The organism is Thiothrix litoralis (genome assembly GCF_017901135.1).
Taxonomy (GTDB): Bacteria; Pseudomonadota; Gammaproteobacteria; order Thiotrichales; family Thiotrichaceae; genus Thiothrix; species Thiothrix litoralis.
Map to the genome: position 1 here is coordinate 3,300,824 of NZ_CP072801.1, position 22,403 is coordinate 3,323,226.

Sequence of the window (22,403 nt, forward strand, 5' to 3'; positions counted from 1 at the left end):
CCATAAATATGCATAAGGTTTGAGTAGACTTCTCTGGTATACTTTTTAATCATTATAAACAAGGGGCATTCATCATGATCAACTCTCCACAGACGCAGCATTTTGCGCAGCAACTGCAACACAACATTCCGGGCATTAAGGGGATCCAGCTATTAACAGCGGACGGGATGGCGATACACAGCGATACACAGGGCAATGATGAGGATCAGCTATCAGCTTTGTTGGCCTTGCTGAGTAGCGGCGCTGACCGCCTGGCTGACCACCTTGGTGAAAGCACCCCTAGCGGTTTGATTGTGTGTATTGGCGCATCGGCGTATGTCATTACGCGGATAGGTGAAGAGCTGTTGCTTGGTTTACAAGTACCTGCTGATTTGGGACATCCGCAGTTCCTCCAAACAGTTTGCGACTTCATCCATCTTGCGCGAGATACCCCGTCCTTCAGGGCGGGGAGGGATAGCGCGTCGGCGTTAGCCGACCCTCTTCTCGCTCCTCTTTTTGGTTAAGCTATCTTGATTAAACACTCAGAAATCACAGGGTATGAACTATACTGTGAGTTATGCTAGCAAAACGCGCCTACCAATTCCGATTCTATCCAGACCCACAACAAGAAACGTTGCTGGCTCAGACGTTTGGTTGTGTACGCTACGTGTATAACAGCATCTTGCGTTACCGTACCGATGCTTACTATCAGGCCAATGAAAAGGTCAGTTACTTGGATGCCAATGCGCGGCTTACCGCTATCAAAAAACTGCCCGAACTGCTTTTCCTGAACGACGTTTCCAGTGTCCCGCTGCAACAATGCTTGCGCAACCAACAAGCGGGGTTTAAGAATTTCTTTGAAGGCCGTGCGAAATACCCTGTCTTTAAATCCAAAAAACACCGCCAATCGGCTGAATTCACTTACCGCGCGTTCAGCTACCGTGATGGTGAGCTGAAACTGGCGAAGTGTGCTACACCGATGAACATTAAGTGGAGTCGACCACTTCCCTCTGATCCCACCACCATTACCCTTTCTAAAGATCAAGCCGGACGCTACTTTGTGTCTTGCCTGTGTGAATTTGACCCCATGCTGCTGCCCGTCACCGATAAAAAGGTGGGCATTGACGTGGGCATCAAGGATTTGTTCGTCACTAGCGACGGCTTCAAGTCCGGCAATCCCCGCCACACCACCCAACACGCGGCTAAACTGGCGAAGTACCAACGCCGTCTTGCCAAGAAGAAACTCGGCAGCAAGAATCGGCTGAAAGCCAAACGCAAAGTTGCCCGTGTTCACGCGAAAATTTCCGATTGCCGGTCGGACAACTTGCACAAGCTGTCCCGCAAACTGATTAACGAGAACCAAGTGGTTTGCGCTGAAAACCTCGCTGTGAAGAACATGATTAAACACCCGACACTGGCCAAGCACATTGCCGATGCAAGTTGGGGGGAATTTACCCGCCAACTGGTGTACAAAGCCCACTGGGCAGGCAGGACGTATGTCGAAATCGACAGGTTTTTTCCTTCCAGCAAACGCTGTAACGGCTGCGGGTTCGTGAAAGCAAACATGCCGCTGGACGTGCGGTCTTGGGAATGCCCGGAATGTGGCGCAACCCACGACCGTGACGTGAATGCGGCACGTAACATTTTAGCCGCCGGACTGGCGGTGTTAGCCTTTGGAGAGAATGTTAGCGGTGATGGCATTTCGGTGTCGTTGTCCTGTTCTCGATGAATTAGGAATCCCCTTCCTTTAGGGAGGGGAGGAAGTCAACAGTCAGCATGAACACCATTTGTCAGTACAGCACTGAAGCTAGCATTGACATCCTCCCCTCCCTGAAGGAACACTGCCATTAAGTTATGCCCGCATCCCTCGCCACTCGCTATTTGTCTTTCAGTATTGTGACGTGGATTACACATAGAACGTTTTGTGTCGTGCTAAACTCTTAAGCAATCATTTCCTTGGGCTTAAGGGGCAACAGATGGCAACCATCACACTACGCGGCGAAGATGCCGCTTTCATGCAAGAGTTATCCACGCAATTGGCGCAAGACCTGCAACGGGTTGGGCTGGCGGCGGATGTGCAAATTCATACACCAAACGATGGCGAGGCGACACGCGGCGATCCCGTGACGTTGGGCGTTATCGCATTGAGCGCGGTGGCAGCGGGTGGCGCATTCACGGCTTTTCTGGGCAAGGATGGCGGCTTGTCGGCACTGGCGAAGGTGCTGGAAAAATACGTGGAAAGCCGCAAGGTCGAAGTGCTGATCGAAGAGGATGGCGGCAAAACGATTAAGCTCAACGGCTCGTTGGCGGCAATCAAGGCGGTTTTGAAAGAAGTGAAGTAGTACATCATGCAGCATTACACCCTGGAATTGTTTCGCAAAGACGACTCGCGTTTTGAACTGCGGGTGCTGGATGGCACATGGCAAACCTTTCCGCTGATTGAGCAGGCGGAGATTGATGCGCTGTTGGCATTGGCGGCGGCGGATTACCGGGTGACCGCGCCCAATCTGGAACAACGCGGGCAAGATCTGTTCAACTGGGTGGATAGTCACAGCAACGGCTGGTTACGGCGGGTGCGCCACAGACAGCAGCCGCTGAGCTTGGTGCTGGATGTGCGTGAAGCGGGTTTGCGGCATTTGCCGTGGGAATTGCTGCACGATGGGGTGAAGTTCCTGTGCGCTGACCCGTTCCAGTGGTTTACGCCGTTGCGCCGCGTGACTCCCCCTGATCGTAAGCATGACTGGCAGCCGCAAAAGCGTCAGCTTGGGGTGCTGTTCATGGCGAGTTCGCCGGAGGATGTGCAGCCGGTGCTGGATTTCGAGGCGGAGGAGTCCGGCATTCTGCAAGCGACGGCACGCAAGCCGCTGGATTTGCAGGTGGAAGAAAGCGGTTCCTTGCAGGGTTTGGCAGAGCGCCTGACGGAGCGTGCCGATAGCCCGGATGTGATTCACGTCAGCGGTCATGCTGACATCGACAAGGCCAGCGGTCAGCCGGTGTTTTTGTTGGAAGATGAGGTGGGTTTGTGCGCCCCGGCTACCCCGGCTGAACTGGCGCGTACTTTGCGTGATGCCAACAGTGCGCCGCGTGTGGTGTTCCTGTCCGGTTGTCGTACCGGGGAGTCCAGCCAACAAGACGATATGTTGTCGTTCAGCGAACAAGTGGTGACGGCGGGTGTGCCGGTGGTGCTGGGGTGGGCATTGCCGGTGGGTGACGTGGCGGCTTCGCAGGCTGCGGCGGCCTTGTATGACAAGCTGGCGACGGGCTTTGACATTGCCGAGGCGGTGGCGCTGGCACGGCAGGCATTGCTGGAAAACCATTCCCCCTACTGGCATTTGCTGCGCTGTTACGTGGACGGCTCGGCGCTGAATCCGCTGGTGGCGAAAGGCAAGCTGCGGGTGCGTCCGCACGATACCCCGCAACAGTTTTTGGATGCGGGCGGGCGTGTGCCAGTGTGTGCGCGGACGGCCTTCATCGGGCGGCGGCGCTTGTTGCAACGCAGTTTGCGCAGCTTGCGGGCGTGGCAGGGGGATGAGGCTTATGCCGAAGGCATCCTGCTGTACGGCATGGGCGGCCTGGGCAAAAGCAGTGCGGCGGCGCGGCTGATTGACCGTTTGCGTAATAGTCACGAGGCGGTGGTGTGTTACGGCGGGCTGGATGAAACCGTGCTGGTCGCCGCACTCGGCAAGGCATTGCCCAAAGCGCAAAGCCTGCTGAACGATGCCCAGCAAACGCTGGAACAACGCCTGCGTGACTTGTTCGAGCCGGAAGATAACCTGCTGTGTGCCAAGCCGCTGTTGCTGGTGTTCGACGATTTCGAGCAGAACATCCCGCTGGCACGGCGCAAGCTGGGGCAGGCTGCTTACCATCCGGCGAGTCTGGCGGTGCTGCATACCGTGTTGCAGGCGATCCACGACAGCCAGAGCGACACGCGGGTGATTGTCACCAGCCGCTTTGACGTGCCCGTGCCGCGCCCTTGCCGCTTGCATACCGAGAACCCGCAAACCCTGCACGCTGCTGACCTGAAGAAAAAGCTGGCGCAACTGCCGGGTTTGCAGCCAGTTGCCCATGGCGGCGGGCAGGATAAGGCTGTGGAAAACGCCTTACGGCAACGGGCGGTGGAGGTGGCGGCGGGTAATCCGCGTTTGCTGGAATGGCTGCATGGGGTGCTGCAAGAGCGTAGCCTGCCGGTCAGTGCCTTGCTCGACAAGCTGGAACAGGAAGAGGCGCGTTTCCGCGAAGACGTGCTGATCAGCGAGTTGGTGGATGCGCAAACGCCAGCCGTGCGCCATGCGCTGGCCTGCGCCGCGCTCTACCGCCTGCCGGTCACGCTGGCCGCCATCGAAGCCCTGAACGACGACCCACACACCGCGCAACATCTGCAAACCGCCGCCAAGGTCGGGCTGGTGGAAATTGTTCCCACTAACCACGGCACAACCCATTTCGTTTCGCCGCTGCTGGAAGCGGTATTAGCGGAAGTACTCAGTGTTGCCGACCGCCAGCCACTCGCCGCCAAAGCCAGCCAGCATTTATTCGAGGTAATGCCAGACAATAGGTCGGAAGAGTGGTCACAGGAAATCGTGCGGTTGGCAGTGCTGGGGCAGGAACAGAGTATTGCGGCGGAAGTGGGCGATAAACTTGCCGCCAATATGCAAGGGAATAACCGTTACCGCGAAGCTGAAAAACTGTGCCAATTGGTGCTGACGCTGGGCGAAGAGTTCAGGATATTGACCACGCTTGCCCGTGCTGAGCAAAGTCTGGGAAGTGGTACAAGTGCCATTACCCATATCGAACGGGCAGTACAACTAATGCCTGTCGACAAAACCGGGTTGTCAGACAACCTGCTAAAGGAGACTGCCTTCACCATGGGTTTTTTTGCGGACATCCTGCAAGCGCGAGGTCAACTGGACGAGGCGCTCAACATTCGGCAGACAGAGCAGCTCCCCGTCTATGAGAAGCTCGGCGATGTGCGCTCCAAAGCGGTGACGATGGGTTGTATCGCGGACATCCTGCAAGCGCGAGGTCAACTGGACGAGGCGCTCAACACGCTGAATGAAACGCTCCCCGTCTATGAGAAGCTCGGCGATGTGCGCTCCAAAGCGGTGACGATGGGAAAGATCGCGGACATCCTGCAAGCGCGAGGTCAACTGGACGAGGCGCTCAACATTCGGCAGACAGAGGAGCTCCCCGTCTATGAGAAGCTCGGCGATGTGCGCTCCAAAGCGGTGACGATGGGAAAGATCGCGGACATCCTGCAAGCGCGAGGTCAACTGGACGAGGCGCTCAACACGCTGAATGAAACGCTCCCCGTCTATGAGAAGCTCGGCGATGTGCGCTCCAAAGCGGTGACGATGGGAAAGATCGCGGACATCCTGCAAGCGCGAGGTCAACTGGACGAGGCGCTCAACATTCGGCAGACAGAGGAGCTCCCCGTCTATGAGAAGCTCGGCGATGTGCGCTCCAAAGCGGTGACGATGGGAAAGATCGCGGACATCCTGCAAGCGCGAGGTCAACTGGACGAGGCGCTCAACACGCTGAATGAAACGCTCCCCGTCTATGAGAAGCTCGGCGATGTGCGCTCCAAAGCGGTGACGATGGGTTGTATCGCGGACATCCTGCAAGCGCGAGGTCAACTGGACGAGGCGCTCAACATTCGGCAGACAGAGGAGCTCCCCGTCTATGAGAAGCTCGGCGATGTGCGCTCCAAAGCGGTGACGATGGGTTGTATCGCGGACATCCTGCAAGCGCGAGGTCAACTGGACGAGGCGCTCAACACGCTGAATGAAACGCTCCCCGTCTATGAGAAGCTCGGCGATGTGCGCTCCAAAGCGGTGACGATGGGAAAGATCGCGGACATCCTGCAAGCGCGAGGTCAACTGGACGAGGCGCTCAACATTCGGCAGACAGAGCAGCTCCCCGTCTATGAGAAGCTCGGCGATGTGCGCTCCAAAGCGGTGACGATGGGTTGTATCGCGGACATCCTGCAAGCGCGAGGTCAACTGGACGAGGCGCTCAACATTCGGCAGACAGAGGAGCTCCCCGTCTATGAGAAGCTCGGCGATGTGCGCTCCAAAGCGGTGACGATGGGTTGTATCGCGGACATCCTGCAAGCGCGAGGTCAACTGGACGAGGCGCTCAACACGCTGAATGAAACGCTCCCCGTCTATGAGAAGCTCGGCGATGTGCGCTCCAAAGCGGTGACGATGGGAAAGATCGCGGACATCCTGCAAGCGCGAGGTCAACTGGACGAGGCGCTCAACATTCGGCAGACAGAGCAGCTCCCCGTCTATGAGAAGCTCGGCGATGTGCGCTCCAAAGCGGTGACGATGGGTTGTATCGCGGACATCCTGCAAGCGCGAGGTCAACTGGACGAGGCGCTCAACATTCGGCAGACAGAGGAGCTCCCCGTCTATGAGAAGCTCGGCGATGTGCGCTCCAAAGCGGTGACGATGGGAAAGATCGCGGACATCCTGCAAGCGCGAGGTCAACTGGACGAGGCGCTCAACACGCTGAATGAAACGCTCCCCGTCTATGAGAAGCTCGGCGATGTGCGCGAAAAAGCGGTGACGATGGGAAAGATCGCGGACATCCTGCAAGCGCGAGGTCAACTGGACGAGGCGCTCAACATTCGGCAGACAGAGGAGCTCCCCGTCTATGAGAAGCTCGGCGATGTGCGCTCGCTGCTGGTTGGTCGTGCCAAACTTGCCATGCTGCTGTGGAAAATGGATGCAGCAGTTAACGCAGCCCATGTGCAAGAATTGCTGTGCTTGGCACTGACCGATGCCCGCCGCCTGCAAATCCCCGAAGCCGGAACCATCGAAAACATCCTCTCGAACAGGGGCTTGTCCTGCGACAAGTAAATCCCCCTCAATCCCCCTCTTGCTCCCTTCACCCCTTGCGGGGGAAGGGCTGGGGATGGGGGAGTTCGGAGTGCAATCAACTCAAATTGAAGGGCTGGCGGGCAGCAGTAGTTTGGGAGTGCGGCTTAAAAAAGAAGTTGACATCCTCCCCTTCCTTCATTGGCTTGCTCACTCAGCCCAACAATTCCTTCAAAAACTGCGGCAACGCCGAGCTCCCCTGATGTACCCCCGCATTATAATACTTGGTCGGGAACCCCAGCTTTTCCGCCGCCACTTGCCGCTTAAACGCCACCTTACCCGCTTTCGCCGCAATCGTGCAGCTCCACCAGCCAGTCGGGTAGCTCACCAACTGGAACTGGTGCAATTGCGTATCGCTGAAACCGGCCTTGCGCATGGTGTCGTGCATGGGCTTGATGATCTTTTCAGCGTGAACCAGCGGCGATTCGCTTTGCTGTACCAGCAAGCCATTTTCGCCCAATGCACGCCAGCAACCACGGAAGAATTCTTCGCTGTACAGCACCGCACCAGGGCCTACCGGGTCGGTGCTGTCGACGATCAGGATGTCGAGGGAGCCGGGTTCGGCATTATTGATCCACGCAATCCCGTCTTCAAACGCCAGCGTAGCACGCGGGTCGTTGTTGGATTCGCACAGTTCCGGGAAGAACATTTCGCTGACGCGGGTCACGCGCTCGTCGATGTCGATCTGGATGGCGGATTCGACTTCCGGGTGACGTAACACTTCACGCAAGGTGCCGCAGTCGCCGCCGCCGATAATGCACACGCGCTTGGGCGCGGGATGGCTGAACATGACGGGGTGCGCCATCATTTCGTGGTAAACGAAGTTGTCGCGGGTTGTCACCATGGTGCAACCATCGAGCGTCATCAGTTTGCCGAAGGTTTTGGTGTCGTAAATTTCCAGCTTCTGGAACGGGGTTTGTTCTTCATGAATTTTGCCCGCGTCAGTTAGTTCAAGCCCGAAAATCGTGCCGGAGTCGGATAATTCAGTAAACCAGTTAGGGTTGGATGTCATGGCAGCGCCTGTTGATTGATCACATAAAGGCGCTATGATGCCACAAGCCCGAAGTTTGTAGAATGTCTGTTTAGTGAAACACAGGTGCTTCGCCAGACAGACTTAAGCCCTCTGCCCAGAAAAAGCTGTTGCCCTCTTCCGGGCGGTTAAGCAGCACCATCAATACCACCCATTTGAGGCGGTCAAGGTTGAAGTCTTCATCCTGCAACTCCAGCACACGGTCGAGGATTTGTTCGCGGGCTTCGGTACTAATGACGCCTGCGTGTTCCAGGAAGATCAGGTAGCCTTGGCACTCACCATCCAGCCAGTAGCGTTCCTGCGGGGAAAAAATCCGGGTGGTGGAACAGCGGTAGGTGACTTCTACCCGTTCGGCGGTATCGCCCAAGCTTTCCAGCCAGTCGAACGCACGGGTAATTTCGCTGTTTAGAAAACCAGCGTCCTGCAAGTAACCGTGCATGGAGGCGCGGTCTTCCGGCAGGTTATCACCCATGTCGGGATAATTGTCAAAAAGGTAGAAGAGAACGTCCAGCGTATTTTCTTTCATCAGTTTCCAGTTCCTGACCCCAATCGCATGTAATGACCACCACCACATGCTGCTACAAGGTTATGCAGTTCAAGCATAAGGAGAATGGATGAAACTGCTTCTGCGGTCAAGCCTGTATTCAGGATAATCCGGTCTATCGGTAGTGGTTCGTAGCCTAACGCATCAAGTACTTGGGCATATTCAGGATCAAAGGTATCCGTGTCTGACAAGGCATTACCGGTCGTCAGTGCCAGATGTCCTTGCACAGTAGCAGGGGCTTTATCTTGTTGTAACCACACGTTTAATTGTGGTGCAATTTCTTCCAGAATATCGTTGGCGGTTTCGACCAATTTTGCACCTTGGCGAATTAAATGGTGGCAGCCGCGTGCCAGCGGATTGTGGATCGAACCAGGAATGGCGAACACTTCGCGGCCTTGTTCCATGGCGTGGCGTGCCGTGACCAGCGTGCCACTTTGCAGGGCGGCCTCCACAATCAAGACCCCGAAGCTCATGCCGCTGATAATGCGGTTGCGGCGTGGGAAATGCTGCGGGTGGGCGGGAATGCCGATGGGGAATTCGGAGACGATGCAGCCTTGTGTGGTAATGCGTTCCGCCAATTTGCGGTTGCGCAGTGGGTACATAATGTCGAGGCCGTTGCCGACCACGGCAATGGTATTGCCTCCGGCTTCCAGCGCGGCTTCGTGGCTGTAAGCGTCGATGCCCACCGCGAGGCCGCTGGTGACGGTGAGGCCATTGGTGGCGAAATGCGCTGCGAAGGCACGCGCGTTTTCCTTGCCGCCTTGGGTGGGGTTGCGGCTGCCGACCATGCCGATTTGCGGGTCATTGAGGAGGTCGGGATTACCGAGGGCAAACAGCACGGGCGGCGCGGTGCGGATGCGTTTCAGCAAAGTCGGGTAACGATTGTCTTCGGGAACGAGGACGTGGTGTTGGTCGGATGCTGCCAGCCAGCGCCAGTCGGGGGCAGCGGCCTCCTGCGGCAAGGCGCGGTAGGCCGCAATCCCTTCCTTTTTTAAGCCTGCTTCGAGCAGGGCGGTGTCGGAAACGCGCAAGGCTTGCGCCGCTCCACCGAAATGTTCCACGATACGGCGCAGGCTGCTGGGGCCCATGCCTTTGGCTCGCCAGAAATGCAGGCGGGCGCGGCGTTCTGAATCAGTGAGCATGAATAAAGCGTTCCGTGGTGATGAGCCTGCATTTTCCGTCAGGGATGGGCGTGGATGCAAACAAATCCGCTAGCCTGTGGATTCTGCCTTTTTAGTGCCCAGTGCTTGCTAACCTCTTGTCCAGAAACGATTCCCACAATTGTAACAGCGGTAATACGCTTTACCCCCTGAAAATAAACGCCGCCAAAAGCCGATACGGACGCGTCGCGCCGCTGACAAACAATGCGGGCAAGTACAGACATTCGTGATTGCCATGGGGTAACAGGTTTCCTTAACGGTTAATAAAAGCAAAAAAAAGCAACCAGAGCATAGCCGTGGTTGCTAAGGGACAAATCTTAAGGGGGTAAGAGTGACTTGTCCTTAAAGAGTTTCATACAATGAATCGCTGAGTGGATATTAACTGAAAACAATGGTTTTTGGGTAGAGGATTGTAACATATTGTAACAGTATACGCTGCATCGTGGTGAGCGGCTAACATCCTGCACCTTGCCCAGCCGATGATTTTCCGCCACATGAGCGCCACCGGCGGCTAGGTTTATAAGAGCCAGTCCTTCGGTATTTCCCCTGCCAGCGGTGCAACCGTGAATTCGCGGGCATCTTCCCCCGGTCGGGCAATGTTGCAGACCACTTCCGGCGCGTGTTTGCCTTGGCTGTAACGGGCGGCAATTTGTGCCGCCAGTTGCAAATCGTCATCGCTGATATGGTCGCCATCCAGCAGGGTTAAGGGGCCGCCGTGGCTGGCAGTCTTGATCCAGGTAAACTGGTTTTTGTAGCCTTCGAGGAAATTGGTTTCACCTTCTTCACGCGACACGATCATTTTGAAATGCGGGCGGGGGCGTACATGCCGCCCGATTTTCAGCAGCATAATGTCGTCGAGTTCGTAATCGCGGCTGGGGCGGTGCGCCCACAAGTCTTTGAGTTTACCGGTGTAATTGGCATCGGTGAGGAAGCAGCAGCCGCCCGCAGGTTGTGCGTATTCTTCAATACCCCATTGGTTAGCTAGCGCCATTTGTGGCTTGCGGCTGCGCCCGTTGAAACCGTAGAGTTGCTCGCGGTTGATCCAACCTTCGCGTTCCGGCTTGGTGGGCGGCAGGTTGCGGGCAGACAGCGGGCGTAACAGCAAATCGTCTGCGCCCGATTCGGCGGCAATGATCGGCATGGTTTTGGCGCGTTGCGACATGGGGCGTTGCCCCACCACTTCGCCGGTGATGATGAAATCGAAGCCTTTTTGCTGAATCCACTCGTGCGCTTTTTTCACCATGAAAATCTTGCAGTCGAGGCAAGGGTTCATGTTCGCGCCGTAGCCGTATTTGGGGTTGAGCACCACGTCTTTGTATTCTTCGACAATATCGACGATGTGCAGCTTGATGCCGAGCTGTTCCGCCACCCACAAGGAATTGTTGCGCTTGGTTTTTTCACTGTGCTGTTTGCGGATGGCGTGGGTATGGCCTTCCACACAAAAGCCAGTGTAAAAGTTGATGCCTTCGACGTGGATGCCTTGCTCCTGCACGGCTTTGGTGGCAAGCATCGAATCAAGGCCGCCAGAAATCAGGGAAACGGCGCGGTATTGTCGGGTCATGACGGTCACTAACTGGTTGGGGATGCGTCAGTATACGCTATTTGTGGCGTGCTGTTGAAAGATGCCTGCGTCGCGGTTCTTCATCACGTTTTCCCACGAAAATATCTGGCCATTCATGGCGATATAAACGCCTGCCGGGAGCAGTTGCACCCCGGTGACGGCACAGCCTAGATTAAACAGCGCGTCGGAATGCTTCACGGTATAGGGGATCATTGCGCCTGACAGCACGATGGTTTTGCCGCTTATGTGCTTGCCCAAAACTTCGGCGGTTGCCGCCATCGTGTCGGTGCCGTGGGTAATGATGATGTGAGTGGCGGGGCAGCGTTGGCAGCGTTGCAGAATGTTGGTGCGGTCTTGGTCATGCATGTCCAGACTGTCTTTCAGCGACAGGGTTTCTACCGCTATATCCAGCGTACAGCGGCCTCTGGCGAGCATGGCGGGAATGCTGGTCTGGTCGAATACCAGTTCGCCCGTGAGGGGGTTGTACACTTTGTCGAGAGTGCCGCCAGTGATGAAGAGTTGGATCTGCATTGTTTGCGGTTAACCTTTGACCTTCCTTATCATGTGGTCAATGACAGGGCTATGCGCGTGCTGAGGGCTGAACATGATGATTTCCGCGTCCACGTCGACCTTTACGTTATGTCCGGGTGGCCAGTAGAAGAGATCATTGGTTTTTACCGTCTCTTGTGCGCCCTGTGCGTCGGTCGTGGTAAGTTGACCATACAAGACAAAACCCCAGTGAGGGCACTGGCATAAATCGCCTTCCAGCCCTTCAAACAAAGGGGTTGTGTCAACACCCGCTGAGAGCGTGAAACATTCGCCACTGATTTTGCCTAATCCAGTTGCATCGCCGAAATCCATTTGCTGACGGATTACCGCACCAGGGATTTCCATCCTGACGTCCACATTTTCTTTGGCTATATGCATGATTGATTCTCCTTTGGGGGTGAATGGATGCTTTGTGGCAAGTATTCTGTCAATCACCGCATCCGTTTAAGTATTGTTTGAATTATCTTTGTGTATTCTAGCATGTTTCTAACTGCTTACGCTGGCTGGCTGTGTTGATGAGTACGTTGTATGTGATTTGCACCCACCAGAAAGCCCCGATTTCCTACCGCACATTCGGTTAGAGTGCTGAATGAGACAGCAGCTTGCAGTATACTTGCCAACTTTCAGGCATAAACGTAAAAGCAAGTAAGTTATGGCTAACTATGACCTTTCCACCTTTCAAGGGTTGATCCTCGCACTGCAAGATTACTGGGCGCAGCAAGGTTGCGTCATCATGCAACCGTATGACATGGAAATGGGTGCGGGAACCTTCCACCCAGCGACCTTCCTGCGTTCCATCGGCCCAGAGCCGTGGCGTGCCGCGTATGTGCAGCCCTCGCGCCGCCCTACGGATGGGCGTTATGGCGAAAACCCCAACCGTTTGCAGCATTATTACCAGTTTCAGGTATTGCTGAAGCCGTCGCCGGACAATATTCAGGACTTGTACCTCGGTTCCCTGCAAATGCTCGGTTTCGACCCGCTGGTGCATGACATCCGCTTCGTGGAAGACAACTGGGAATCACCCACGCTAGGTGCATGGGGCTTGGGTTGGGAAGTGTGGTTGAACGGCATGGAAGTGACCCAGTTCACCTACTTCCAGCAAGTCGGCGGGCTGGATTGCAAACCCGTGAGCGGCGAGATCACCTACGGTCTGGAACGCCTCGCGATGTACATGCAAAACGTGCAAAGCGTCTACGATCTGGTGTGGACGAAAGGCCCGCAAGGCGTAGTGACTTACGGCGATGTGTACCACCAGAATGAAGTCGAGCAGTCCACCTACAACTTCGAGCACGCCAATGTGGCAGAGCTGTTCCACACCTTTGACGTGTGCGAACGTGAAAGCCAGCGCCTGATTGAAGCCGGATTGCCTTTGCCTGCTTATGAACAAATGCTCAAAGCCTCGCACACCTTCAACCTGCTGGATGCGCGTAAAGCCATTTCCGTGACCGAACGCCAGCGCTTCATCTTGCGGGTACGCACCCTGTCGCGGGCGATTGCCGAAGCTTATTACAACGTCCGTGAAGCCTTGGGCTTCCCGATGCTGCCCGCAGGAGAAAAATAATGTTACACGATTTACTGGTGGAAATTGGCACGGAAGAGCTGCCACCCAAAGCCCTGAAAAAACTCTCCGACGCTTTCACAGCGGGTATTGTTGCTGGCCTCGCAGACGCTGGTCTGGCAGCCGAGGACTTCTACGCTTACGCTGCGCCGCGCCGTTTGGCAGTGTGGTTGAAAGGCGTGCCCAAGCAACAAGCGGATCAGATCATTGAACGCAAAGGCCCTGCCTTGGCAGCAGCGTTTGACAAGGAAGGCAACCCCAGCAAAGCAGCGGAAGGTTTCGCACGCTCCTGTGGTGTGGCATTCGCTGACTTGCAACAGATTGAAACCGACAAAGGCGGCTGGCTGATCTTCCGCCAGCAACAGGTCGGGCAACAAACCACGGCTTTGTTCGCCGCTATCGTCGAAAAGTCCCTCGCGGCCTTGCCTATCCCGAAGCGGATGCGTTGGGGCAGTGGCACGGCTGAATTCGTGCGCCCGATCCATTGGATTGTGATGCTGGCGGATAGCGAAGTGATCGACGCGACGATTATGGGCATTCCCACCGGGCGCGAAACCCGTGGACACCGTTTCCATGCCCCGGCTGCGCTGGCGATTACCTCGCCTGCTGATTACGCGGTGCAATTGGGCGAAGCCTACGTCGTGGCTCGTTTTGATGCACGTCGCACCATGATTCAAGGCAAGGTTGAAACCCTCGCGGCGGAACTCGGCGGCAAAGCGGTCATGCCGGAAGATTTGCTGGATGAAGTCACTGCGCTGGTCGAATGGCCTGTGCCCGTCGCGGGTCGCTTTGAGGAACGTTTCCTCGATGTGCCGCAGGAAGCGCTGATTTCCACCATGCAGGATAATCAGAAATACTTCGCGCTGGTGGGTGCGGATGGCAAGCTGATGCCGAATTTCATCACGGTTGCCAATATCGAAAGCCGCGATGTTGCGCAGATTTCCACGGGTAACGAGCGCGTGATTCGTCCGCGTTTCAGCGATGCCGAATTCTTCTGGAATCAGGACAAGAAAACCCCGCTGGAAAGCCGCCGCGAACAGCTCAAGAAAATGGTGTTCCAGCAAAAACTCGGCACTTTGTACGACAAGTCTGAGCGCGTGGCTTTGCTGGCGGCGGAAATTGCCAAGCAGATGGGCGGCGATGAAGCCCTCGCTATCCGCGCTGCCCAGCTTGGCAAGTGTGACCTTGTGACCAATATGGTGTTTGAATTCACCGAACTGCAAGGCACGATGGGGCGCTATTACGCCCAGCAAGATGGCGAACCTGCTGACGTTGCCAGCGCGATGGAAGAACAGTACATGCCGCGCTTTGCTGGCGACGACCTGCCGCACACTGCCACCGGGCGCATTTTGGCATTGGCGGAACGACTCGACACCTTGACCGGCATTTTCGGTATCGGTCAGAAACCGACTGGTGCGAAAGACCCGTTTGCATTACGCCGTGCTGCGCTGGGTGTGTTGCGCATACTGATTGAGCTGCAATTGCCGCTGGACTTGGCAGACTTGCTGGATAAAGCCGCAGAAGGTTTCACAGCCCAACTTGGCAGCAAGCCGGACACGCAGGAAGCGCTGGATTACATTCTCGAACGCTTACGCGCTTACTATCAGGAACAGGGCATCGGTGCGGAATTGGTCGAAGCGGTTGCTTCCCTCAAGCCAACCCGCCCCTTGGATTTCGATCACCGGGTCAAAGCGGTGGCGGCCTTCCGCCAGTTGAGTGCCTCCGAAAGTTTGGCAGCGGCCAACAAGCGCATCGGCAATATCCTGAAAAAAGTCGAGGGCAATTTGCCGGACGGCGTGAATGCGGGTTTGTTGCAGTTGGATGCGGAGCGTGTTCTGGCGAGTGCCGTGCAGTATCAGGAAAACAAGGTCATGCCGTTATTCGCGGCGGGCGAATACGAAGCAGCCCTGTTGTCGCTGGCTGAATTGCGTGAGCCGGTCGACAAGTTCTTCGATGATGTCATGGTTATGGCTGACGATGTGGCGTTGAAAAACAACCGCCTCGCATTGCTGAACCAGATGCGTGGCTTGTTCCTGCGCGTGGCGGATTTGTCGGTGCTGTAACAGCACAATAGTGGGGTTTGCATGGTGCTTCCATCCCGTTTGCTGGGGATGCTTCCGGCATTGTTTGTATTGTTGTGGAGCACCGGCTTTATCGGCGCAAAGTACGGGCTGCCGTATGCCGCCCCGCTGGCTTTTCTGGTGGCGCGTTATGTGCTGGTTATTGTCGCCCTCTCCTTGACGGAGCAGGGGAAGGATGAAGATTATTTTTTAAGCAACTCTTAATTGAAAGGTTGCAAGGGAGTGCTGCTAAACGTTGCAAAAGGAATCTTCGCCTGCACGTTGGCATCCGGTGTCAGTGCCTCCAGCGTTGCCAACCATTGCATCTTTTCGAGGGTACACACTGGTAATATCAGCTTGCCACTGAAATGCCCTGCTGATGCTGCCTGCAAATCAGCGTATTGGTAGCCCATGAACATATTCACGCCCTCCACCGTCAAGCGGATACTGCTCACCTTGGGCAGCCCCGTGGTTTCTGCCTGAACGCTCAGTTCTTCCATCAACGGAATACTGGCGGGGTTAATGCTGAAACGAATGCTGCGTCCATTGGCATCAGCCGCCGTACACGCCCCCTGACGCAAATCACAGGGCGATTGCAAGGCCAATTCGATGGTTGGCAAATTGTCTGTGGAAGGTGAACGCCCATCCAGCAGCAGCTTACCCGCCACTGTCAGGCCAAACACCAACACCGCAACCAGCAAGTAAACCTTCATTCCGCAAACACCGCTACTACTGGCGTATGGTCGGAAGGTTTCTCCCAAGTACGCGGTTCACGCTCAATCACGCACGACTGGCACACAGCCACCAACGCTTGGCTAGCGAGAATCAAGTCGATCCGCAAGCCGTGATTGCGCCGGAAACCACCCGCACGGTAATCCCACCAGCTAAAGCTTTTCTCCGCTTGCTCAAACAACCGGAAGGTATCCTGCAAACCCAACGCCTGAATCGCCTGTAACGCGGCACGTTCCGGGGGAGAGCAGAGAATACCTTCACCCCACGCTACCGGGTCATGCACATCGCGGTCTTGCGGGGCAATATTGAAATCGCCCAACACCACCAACTTGGGGTAAGCCGCAGCCTGTTGTTGTAACCAAGCGGTGACTTTCGCCAGCCAGTCGAGCTTGTAGGCGTATTTGTCGGAACCGACTTCAGCACCGTTCACCACGTACAAATTCACCACCCGCACCCCGTCAAGGGTGGCGGCGAGAATGCGGCGTTGCGGGTCATCCAGACCGGGAATGTCAGTCACCACTTCAGTGGCAGGTGACTTGCTGAGCACAGCTACACCGTTATAGGTTTTCTGCCCGGCAAATACCGCGCTGTAACCTGCTACTTCCAGTTCCGCCACGGGGAACTGCTCATCCACCGTTTTGGTTTCCTGAATCGCCAACACATCAGGTTGCGCGGCAGCCAACCATTGCAGTACATGCGGCAGGCGCACCCGTAGCGAATTCACATTCCAGGTCGCGATTTTCATGCCGTCAGCCCACTATGGCGTAGTAAAGCATCCACTTCAGGCTTACGCCCCCGGAAGGCCACGAACGATTCCATCGCCTTACGCGAACCACCCACCTGCAACACTTCCTGCAAGAAGGCTGCACCGACACCGGCGTCGAACAAGCCTTCTTCCTCGAAGCGGGCAAAGGCATCAGCCGACAACACTTCCGCCCATTTGTAGCTGTAGTAGCCTGCGGCATACCCACCCGCAAACACATGGCTAAAGCTGTTGGGCATCCGGTTGAAAGCAGGGGGCTTGATGACCGCCACCTGTTCCAGCACTTCCTGACGGATGACTTCCAACCGACCGGGTTCTGCTGCCTGCGGGTCAAGGTGTAAGCGCATGTCGAACAGTGAGAATTCCAATTGGCGCACGGTTGCCATTGCCGTTTGGAAATGCCGCGATGCCTGCATCTTTTGGAACAAGGCTTCCGGCAAGGCTTCGCCGGTTTGCCAGTGGGCAGCAATCATGTCCAGCACGCTGCGTTCCCAGCACCAGTTTTCCATGAACTGACTGGGTAGCTCAACCGCATCCCATTCCACCCCGTTGATCCCCGCAACATCCGGGTAATCTACTTGAGTCAACATGTGGTGCAAGCCGTGCCCGAATTCGTGGAACAGCGTCACCACTTCGTCATGGGTAAACAGCGCAGGCTTATCACCCACTGGGGCACTGCTATTGCAAGTCATGAAGGCCACCGGAATCTGCAAGCCATCCGCCCGCAAGAAGCGCCCACAGAAGTCGCTCATCCACGCCCCGCCGCGCTTGTGTTGGCGTGCATACAGGTCAAGGTAGAAACACGCTTGCACTGTATCGGTACGGTCATACACCAGATAGAAACGTGCATCCCGATGCCACAAATCAATGTGTCCGGCCTGTTGCTCAATGCGTACCCCGAAGAGTTTTTGCACCAATGTAAACAAGCCACTGATCACCCGGTCAGCCGGGAAGTAGGGCTTGAGGTCTTCCTCACTGAAATCGAAACGTGCCTGTTTCATCTTCTCGCTGACGTAACCCACATCCCACGCCTGCACATCTTCCAGCCCCAGTTGTTCGCGGGCAAAGGCTTGCACCTCGGCAAATTCGGTTTCAGCAAACGGCTTGGCTTTGTGGGCAAGGTCATCAATGAAATCGAGCACTTGCTGAGGACTTTCCGCCATCTTGGTGGCCAGTGACAATTCGGCGTAATTGGTATAGCCGAGCAGGGTAGCTTCTTCCTGACGCAAACGCAGGATGTCACGCATGACCTGGGTATTATCCCAATCCGCATTCGCCCCCAGTTCTGACGCACGGGTCGTGTACGCACGGTAAACTTCGGCGCGTAATTCACGGTTATCGGCATAGGTCATGATGGGGAAGTAGGACGGGAATTGCAGGGTAATCACCCAGCCTTCCATGTCACGCTGTTTCGCAGTTTGCGCTGCCATCTCCAGCGCGGAGTCGGGCAAACCTGCCAGCGCGTTCACATCCAGAATTTGCTTGGTCCAGGCATTGGTGGCATCCAGCACATTATCCGAAAAGCGTGAGGTCAGTTGTGACTGCTCCTGACTAATCGCCCGGAACCGTTCTTTCTGTTCAGCAGGCAACGCCACCCCGGAGAGTTTAAACCCCAGCAAGCTGTCATCCAGACTTTTTTGTTGGGCAGCATCCAGCCCGGCTTCGTCACTGCGGATGGTTTGGATTGCCTGATACAACCCGGCGTTCTGCCCCAACTCGGTGTGGTAATCACTCAGGCGCGACAGGTTGGCGTTGTATTCCTTGCGTAAAGCATCGGTGTTCGCCACGGCATTCAAGTGACTCACGGGCGACCACATACGCTCCAGACGGTTACTGGTTTCATTAAGGGGTGCAACCAAGGTGTTCCACGTGAAACTATTTGTCGTACTATCCAGCACTTTCGCCAACCATGCCCGGTTATCCCGCAACACCACATCTAATGCAGGGGTGATATGTTCCGGCTTGATTTGCGAGAACAGTGGCAGTTTGCTGATGTCCAGCAAGGGGTTTTCTTGTTTCACGTGAAACCTCATACATCCAGATTGGAAACAGACAACGCATTTTTTTCGATGAAATCACGGCGTGGTTCTACCTCGTCGCCCATCAGCATGGTAAACACTTCATCGGCGGCAATCGCATCTTCAACACGCACCTGCATTAAACGCCGGGTTTCGGGGTTCAGCGTGGTATCCCATAATTGCTCAGGATTCATTTCACCCAAACCTTTGTAGCGGCTGATCTGCAAACCACGATTGGCTTCCTTCATCAACCATTCCACTATTGCGTCGAAACGCTGGGCTTCGTATTTGCGTTCACCGCGCATGACGCCCGCGCCTTCACCCAGCAAACCATCCATTTGACGGTTGGCTTTGATCAGCAACTTGGTTTCTGGCATCTGGAAGAAATCACGGTCGAGCATAATGCGGTGGTCGAGACCGTGCTGGCGGCGGTTCACTTCCAGCGTCCAGGCACTGTCGTCAATTTTGCTTAAGTGCGAGGTATAAGTGCGTGCACCATTGTCCGCTGTGTTCATGGTGGCTATCGCATTGCCGATCCACTGAGCAAAGGATTCGGCCGTCACGCTGTCCATTTCCTCGGTAGAAGGCAGGTTTTCAAACAGCAAGGCTTCCAACAGGTTGCGATCGTAACGACGTGATAAGCGGGAAATGACGTGCTTGGCAGCATTGTATTGGCGTACCAGCGTTTCCAAAGCTTCGCCACTGATAGCAGGGGAGTTCGCATCCAGATGCAAGTTGGAACCATCCAGCGCCAATTGCAGCAAGTAACGTTCCATCTCGTTGTCGTCTTTGATGTATTGCTCTTGCTTGCCGCGCTTGGCTTTGTACAAGGGCGGTTGCGCAATATAAATATAACCACGCTCCACCAATTCCGGCAATTGCCGATAGAAGAAGGTCAGCAGCAAGGTGCGGATGTGTGAACCGTCCACGTCCGCATCCGTCATGATAATGATGCGGTGATAACGCAATTTGTCGATATTGTATTCTTCGCGCCCGATTCCGCAACCCAAGGCAATAATCAACGTACCCACTTCTTGTGAGCTGATCATCTTGTCGAAACGCGCCCGTTCCACATTGAGGATTTTACCCTTGAGCGGCAGGATAGCTTGGGTACGGCGGTCACGGCCTTGCTTGGCGGAACCACCGGCGGAATCCCCTTCCACCAAGAATAATTCGGACAGCGCCGGGTCTTTTTCCTGGCAGTCGGCGAGTTTGCCGGGTAAGCCCGCAATATCCAGCGCTCCTTTACGACGCGTCATTTCACGGGCTTTACGGGCGGCTTCACGGGCGCGGGCGGCTTCGATCATCTTGCCTGCAATCAGCTTGGCTTCGCCGGGGCTTTCTAGCAGGAACTCGCCTAGGCGTTCATTCATGGCCGCTTCGACAATGCCTTTGACCTCTGAAGACACCAGCTTGTCTTTGGTCTGTGAGGAGAACTTGGGGTCAGGCACCTTGACCGACAATACGGCGGTCAAACCTTCACGAGCATCATCACCGGTTGGGCTGATCTTTTCTTTTTTCGCCAATCCAGCACTTTCAATGTAGCTATTGAGGGTGCGGGTGAGCGCAGCGCGGAAACCGGATAAATGCGAACCGCCATCACGCTGTGGGATATTATTGGTGTAACAGAAAATGTTTTCCTGATACGAATCGTTCCATTGCAGCGCCACTTCCACGCCTACATCGTCGCGTTCAGTGGTGAAGTAAATGATGTTGTTATGAATCGGCGCTTTATTGCGATTAAGGTGGGCAACGAAAGCTTTAATGCCACCTTCGTATTCAAAGACGTCTTCACGACCTTCGCCCCGGCGGTCGAGCAAATGAATGCGTACCCCTGAATTAAGGAACGACAGTTCGCGCAAACGCTTAGCAAGGATGTCGTAATGGAATTCGGTCAGCGCAAAAATCTCGGCACTCGGCCAAAACCGTACCGATGTGCCGGTTCCTTCGGTATCACCAATGATCGCCAACGGCGCTACCGGATCACCGAGCTTATACATTTGCTGGTACAACTTGCCGTTGCGGCGGATAGTCAGTTCCAGATTGGCCGACAGCGCATTGACCACGGAAATACCCACGCCGTGCAAACCACCGGAGACTTTGTAGGAGTTGTCGTCAAACTTACCGCCTGCGTGCAATACTGTCATGATGACTTCGGCAGCCGAACGACCCTCTTCTTCATGCATGTCGACCGGAATGCCCCGCCCATCATCCGAGACTCTGACCGAGCCATCACTGAACAATTCGACTTTGACTTCCTTGCAGTAACCCGCCAGCGCTTCGTCGATGGAGTTATCCACAACCTCGAATACCATGTGGTGCAAACCGGTACCGTCATCGGTGTCGCCGATGTACATGCCCGGGCGTTTGCGTACCGCTTCCAAGCCTTTGAGTACTTTAATATTCGAGGAATCGTAGGTTGGTGGGATGGTTGGTTCAGTCATGTCTTTTCCATTGTTGCTGTCATGGGGTGGTTAGCTTTCTGCAAACACTTGCCCGTGTTTCACCTGAAACACTTTAGCGGCATTCACCCAGTTCTTCAGGGGTTGGTGATGGGTACTGGTTATGATTAATTGTTGCTGTGCTGTCTGCAAAGTATTGTACAACGCTTGTTGGTTTTGCTCATCCAATTCTGAGGCCAGGTCGTCAATCGCGATTATACCGCGTTTTGTGGTGTCATCGGCAATGGCATGGCTTTGCGCTAATAATAAACCAACCGCGAGGATTTTGAGTTGTCCACGTGAAGCGACCCGTAACGCGGGAATACCTTCTAGCAGAATATGTAGATCGGCACGGTGTGCGCCGTACAGGGTGAAACCTTGTTTCAATTCTTGTTCGGTTTTTTCGCTGAAAAATTGAGCTAACTGCTGCTCATCCTGTGGATAAATCCCGGCGGGAAAACCACTGCTGAGTACAAGCTGCGGGACAATGGCTGTGAGTAACTCTGCACAACCCTGTAATGCGGCATTGAGCGCGGTTAGAGCATCTTGTCTGTAACGCCACAGAATCGGCTGTAAGGCGATTAACTGCCGAGTCCACTGAGGTAGGGCTTGACGTTGCTTAGCGTCGCGTAGACAAGCATTACGTTGCTTTAAGACCCGTTGGTAGTTACGCCACGCCATGTTGAATTCAGCAAAGCGATAAAAGGCTATCCAATCCAAAAATGCCCTGCGGTTCGTTGGGCTACCGGTGAGTAACTCAACGGAACCTGGATGAATCAGGGTCAATGGTACGTGTGCGCTTAATTCTGCTTGCTGTTGTACATCGGCGTGGTTGATACGAATGCGTGTATTTTCAGCACTTTTAGTGATCCCCAGTGGATAACTTTGCAGGATAACGCCCTGTTCAACACTAGCAGCAACCGTTAGTTCATTTTTTCCACGAGTAATCACCTCGGCAATCCGTGGCGTGCGGAACGAGCGTCCGCGTGATAATACGGCGAGCGCCTCTAGTAAACTGGACTTACCAGAAGCGTTATCCCCATACAGAACATTCACGTGTTCGGTTAACGCCAACTCTGCACTGTGGATAACTCGACAATGTTGGACGTTAAGACGACTTATCCACACCCTAA

The 22,403-nt window shown here is 55.2% G+C and carries 18 protein-coding genes; 7 read left to right on the forward strand and 11 right to left on the reverse strand.

The window, feature by feature from the left end; genetic code table 11:
- Positions 1 to 74 precede the first annotated feature (74 nt).
- The 4 genes from J9253_RS16015 to J9253_RS16030 all read left to right on the forward strand — a co-directional run bounded on the left by J9253_RS16015 (position 75) and on the right by J9253_RS16030 (position 6,836).
- Positions 75 to 503 carry a roadblock/LC7 domain-containing protein gene (locus tag J9253_RS16015; RefSeq protein WP_210221905.1) on the forward strand — a complete coding sequence of 143 codons (429 nt, stop codon included), beginning with the start codon at positions 75 to 77 and terminating at the stop codon, positions 501 to 503.
- Between the two features lie 53 nt (positions 504 to 556).
- Positions 557 to 1,708, forward strand: a complete 1,152-nt coding sequence (locus J9253_RS16020; RefSeq protein WP_210221906.1) for an RNA-guided endonuclease InsQ/TnpB family protein — start codon at positions 557 to 559, stop codon at positions 1,706 to 1,708.
- 247 nt (positions 1,709 to 1,955) lie between these two features.
- On the forward strand, positions 1,956 to 2,321 hold the full coding sequence (locus J9253_RS16025) for a hypothetical protein (RefSeq protein ID WP_210221907.1): 366 nt from the start codon (positions 1,956 to 1,958) through the stop codon (positions 2,319 to 2,321).
- A 6-nt stretch (positions 2,322 to 2,327) separates the two neighbouring features.
- Positions 2,328 to 6,836 carry a tetratricopeptide repeat protein gene (locus J9253_RS16030; protein ID WP_210221908.1) on the forward strand — a complete coding sequence of 1,503 codons (4,509 nt, stop codon included), beginning with the start codon at positions 2,328 to 2,330 and terminating at the stop codon, positions 6,834 to 6,836.
- 172 nt (positions 6,837 to 7,008) lie between these two features.
- On the opposite strand, the gene speE is transcribed toward J9253_RS16030, so the two are convergent.
- The 6 genes from speE to J9253_RS16060 all read right to left on the reverse strand — a co-directional run bounded on the left by speE (position 7,009) and on the right by J9253_RS16060 (position 12,076).
- Positions 7,009 to 7,866 carry a polyamine aminopropyltransferase gene (gene speE, locus J9253_RS16035; protein WP_210221909.1) on the reverse strand — a complete coding sequence of 286 codons (858 nt, stop codon included), beginning with the start codon at positions 7,864 to 7,866 and terminating at the stop codon, positions 7,009 to 7,011.
- Positions 7,867 to 7,936: 70 nt separating this feature from the next.
- The gene (locus J9253_RS16040; protein ID WP_028488521.1) at positions 7,937 to 8,410 is read right to left on the reverse strand and encodes a DUF494 family protein; all 474 of its coding nucleotides are present in this window, start codon (positions 8,408 to 8,410) and stop codon (positions 7,937 to 7,939) included.
- A complete protein-coding gene (dprA, locus tag J9253_RS16045) occupies positions 8,410 to 9,570 on the reverse strand; it encodes a DNA-processing protein DprA (protein ID WP_228291403.1) in 1,161 nt (386 codons plus the stop codon). The genes J9253_RS16040 and dprA overlap by 1 nt, the downstream gene beginning before the upstream one ends.
- A gap of 535 nt (positions 9,571 to 10,105) precedes the next feature.
- Positions 10,106 to 11,149 carry a tRNA (5-methylaminomethyl-2-thiouridylate)-methyltransferase gene (locus J9253_RS16050; protein ID WP_210221910.1) on the reverse strand — a complete coding sequence of 348 codons (1,044 nt, stop codon included), beginning with the start codon at positions 11,147 to 11,149 and terminating at the stop codon, positions 10,106 to 10,108.
- A 27-nt stretch (positions 11,150 to 11,176) separates the two neighbouring features.
- A complete protein-coding gene (locus J9253_RS16055; RefSeq protein WP_210221911.1) occupies positions 11,177 to 11,680 on the reverse strand; it encodes an asparaginase domain-containing protein in 504 nt (167 codons plus the stop codon).
- Positions 11,681 to 11,689: 9 nt separating this feature from the next.
- A complete protein-coding gene (locus tag J9253_RS16060) occupies positions 11,690 to 12,076 on the reverse strand; it encodes a cupin domain-containing protein (protein ID WP_210221912.1) in 387 nt (128 codons plus the stop codon).
- A gap of 274 nt (positions 12,077 to 12,350) precedes the next feature.
- On the opposite strand from J9253_RS16060, the gene glyQ reads away from it, so the two are divergent.
- The 3 genes from glyQ to J9253_RS16075 are packed head-to-tail and all read left to right on the forward strand — an operon-like array spanning position 12,351 to position 15,541.
- Entirely contained in the window at positions 12,351 to 13,259 is a 909-nt protein-coding gene (gene glyQ, locus J9253_RS16065; protein ID WP_028488526.1) for a glycine--tRNA ligase subunit alpha, read from the forward strand.
- Positions 13,259 to 15,319, forward strand: a complete 2,061-nt coding sequence (gene glyS / locus J9253_RS16070) for a glycine--tRNA ligase subunit beta (protein ID WP_210221913.1) — start codon at positions 13,259 to 13,261, stop codon at positions 15,317 to 15,319. Before glyQ ends, glyS begins: the two co-directional genes overlap by 1 nt.
- 21 nt (positions 15,320 to 15,340) lie before the next feature.
- Complete coding sequence (locus J9253_RS16075; protein WP_210221914.1) at positions 15,341 to 15,541, forward strand: hypothetical protein; 201 nt, start codon at positions 15,341 to 15,343, stop codon at positions 15,539 to 15,541.
- Here J9253_RS16075 and J9253_RS16080 read toward each other — a convergent pair.
- Genes J9253_RS16080 through recF form a run of 5 tightly spaced genes read right to left on the reverse strand, consistent with a single transcriptional unit; the run spans position 15,538 to position 22,398 of the window.
- Complete coding sequence (locus J9253_RS16080; protein ID WP_210221915.1) at positions 15,538 to 16,029, reverse strand: hypothetical protein; 492 nt, start codon at positions 16,027 to 16,029, stop codon at positions 15,538 to 15,540. The two genes, J9253_RS16075 and J9253_RS16080, sit on opposite strands and share 4 nt — an antisense overlap.
- Positions 16,026 to 16,793, reverse strand: coding sequence for an exodeoxyribonuclease III (xth, locus tag J9253_RS16085; protein WP_210221916.1), 768 nt, complete (start codon positions 16,791 to 16,793; stop codon positions 16,026 to 16,028). The genes J9253_RS16080 and xth overlap by 4 nt, the downstream gene beginning before the upstream one ends.
- Complete coding sequence (locus J9253_RS16090) at positions 16,790 to 18,844, reverse strand: M3 family metallopeptidase (protein WP_210221917.1); 2,055 nt, start codon at positions 18,842 to 18,844, stop codon at positions 16,790 to 16,792. The genes xth and J9253_RS16090 overlap by 4 nt, the downstream gene beginning before the upstream one ends.
- Positions 18,841 to 21,273: a DNA topoisomerase (ATP-hydrolyzing) subunit B gene (gene gyrB, locus J9253_RS16095; RefSeq protein WP_210221918.1), complete on the reverse strand. Its 2,433-nt coding sequence runs from the start codon at positions 21,271 to 21,273 to the stop codon at positions 18,841 to 18,843. Before gyrB ends, J9253_RS16090 begins: the two co-directional genes overlap by 4 nt.
- Positions 21,274 to 21,303: 30 nt before the next feature.
- Complete coding sequence (gene recF, locus J9253_RS16100) at positions 21,304 to 22,398, reverse strand: DNA replication/repair protein RecF (RefSeq protein ID WP_210221919.1); 1,095 nt, start codon at positions 22,396 to 22,398, stop codon at positions 21,304 to 21,306.
- Between the last annotated feature and the right edge of the window lie 5 nt (positions 22,399 to 22,403).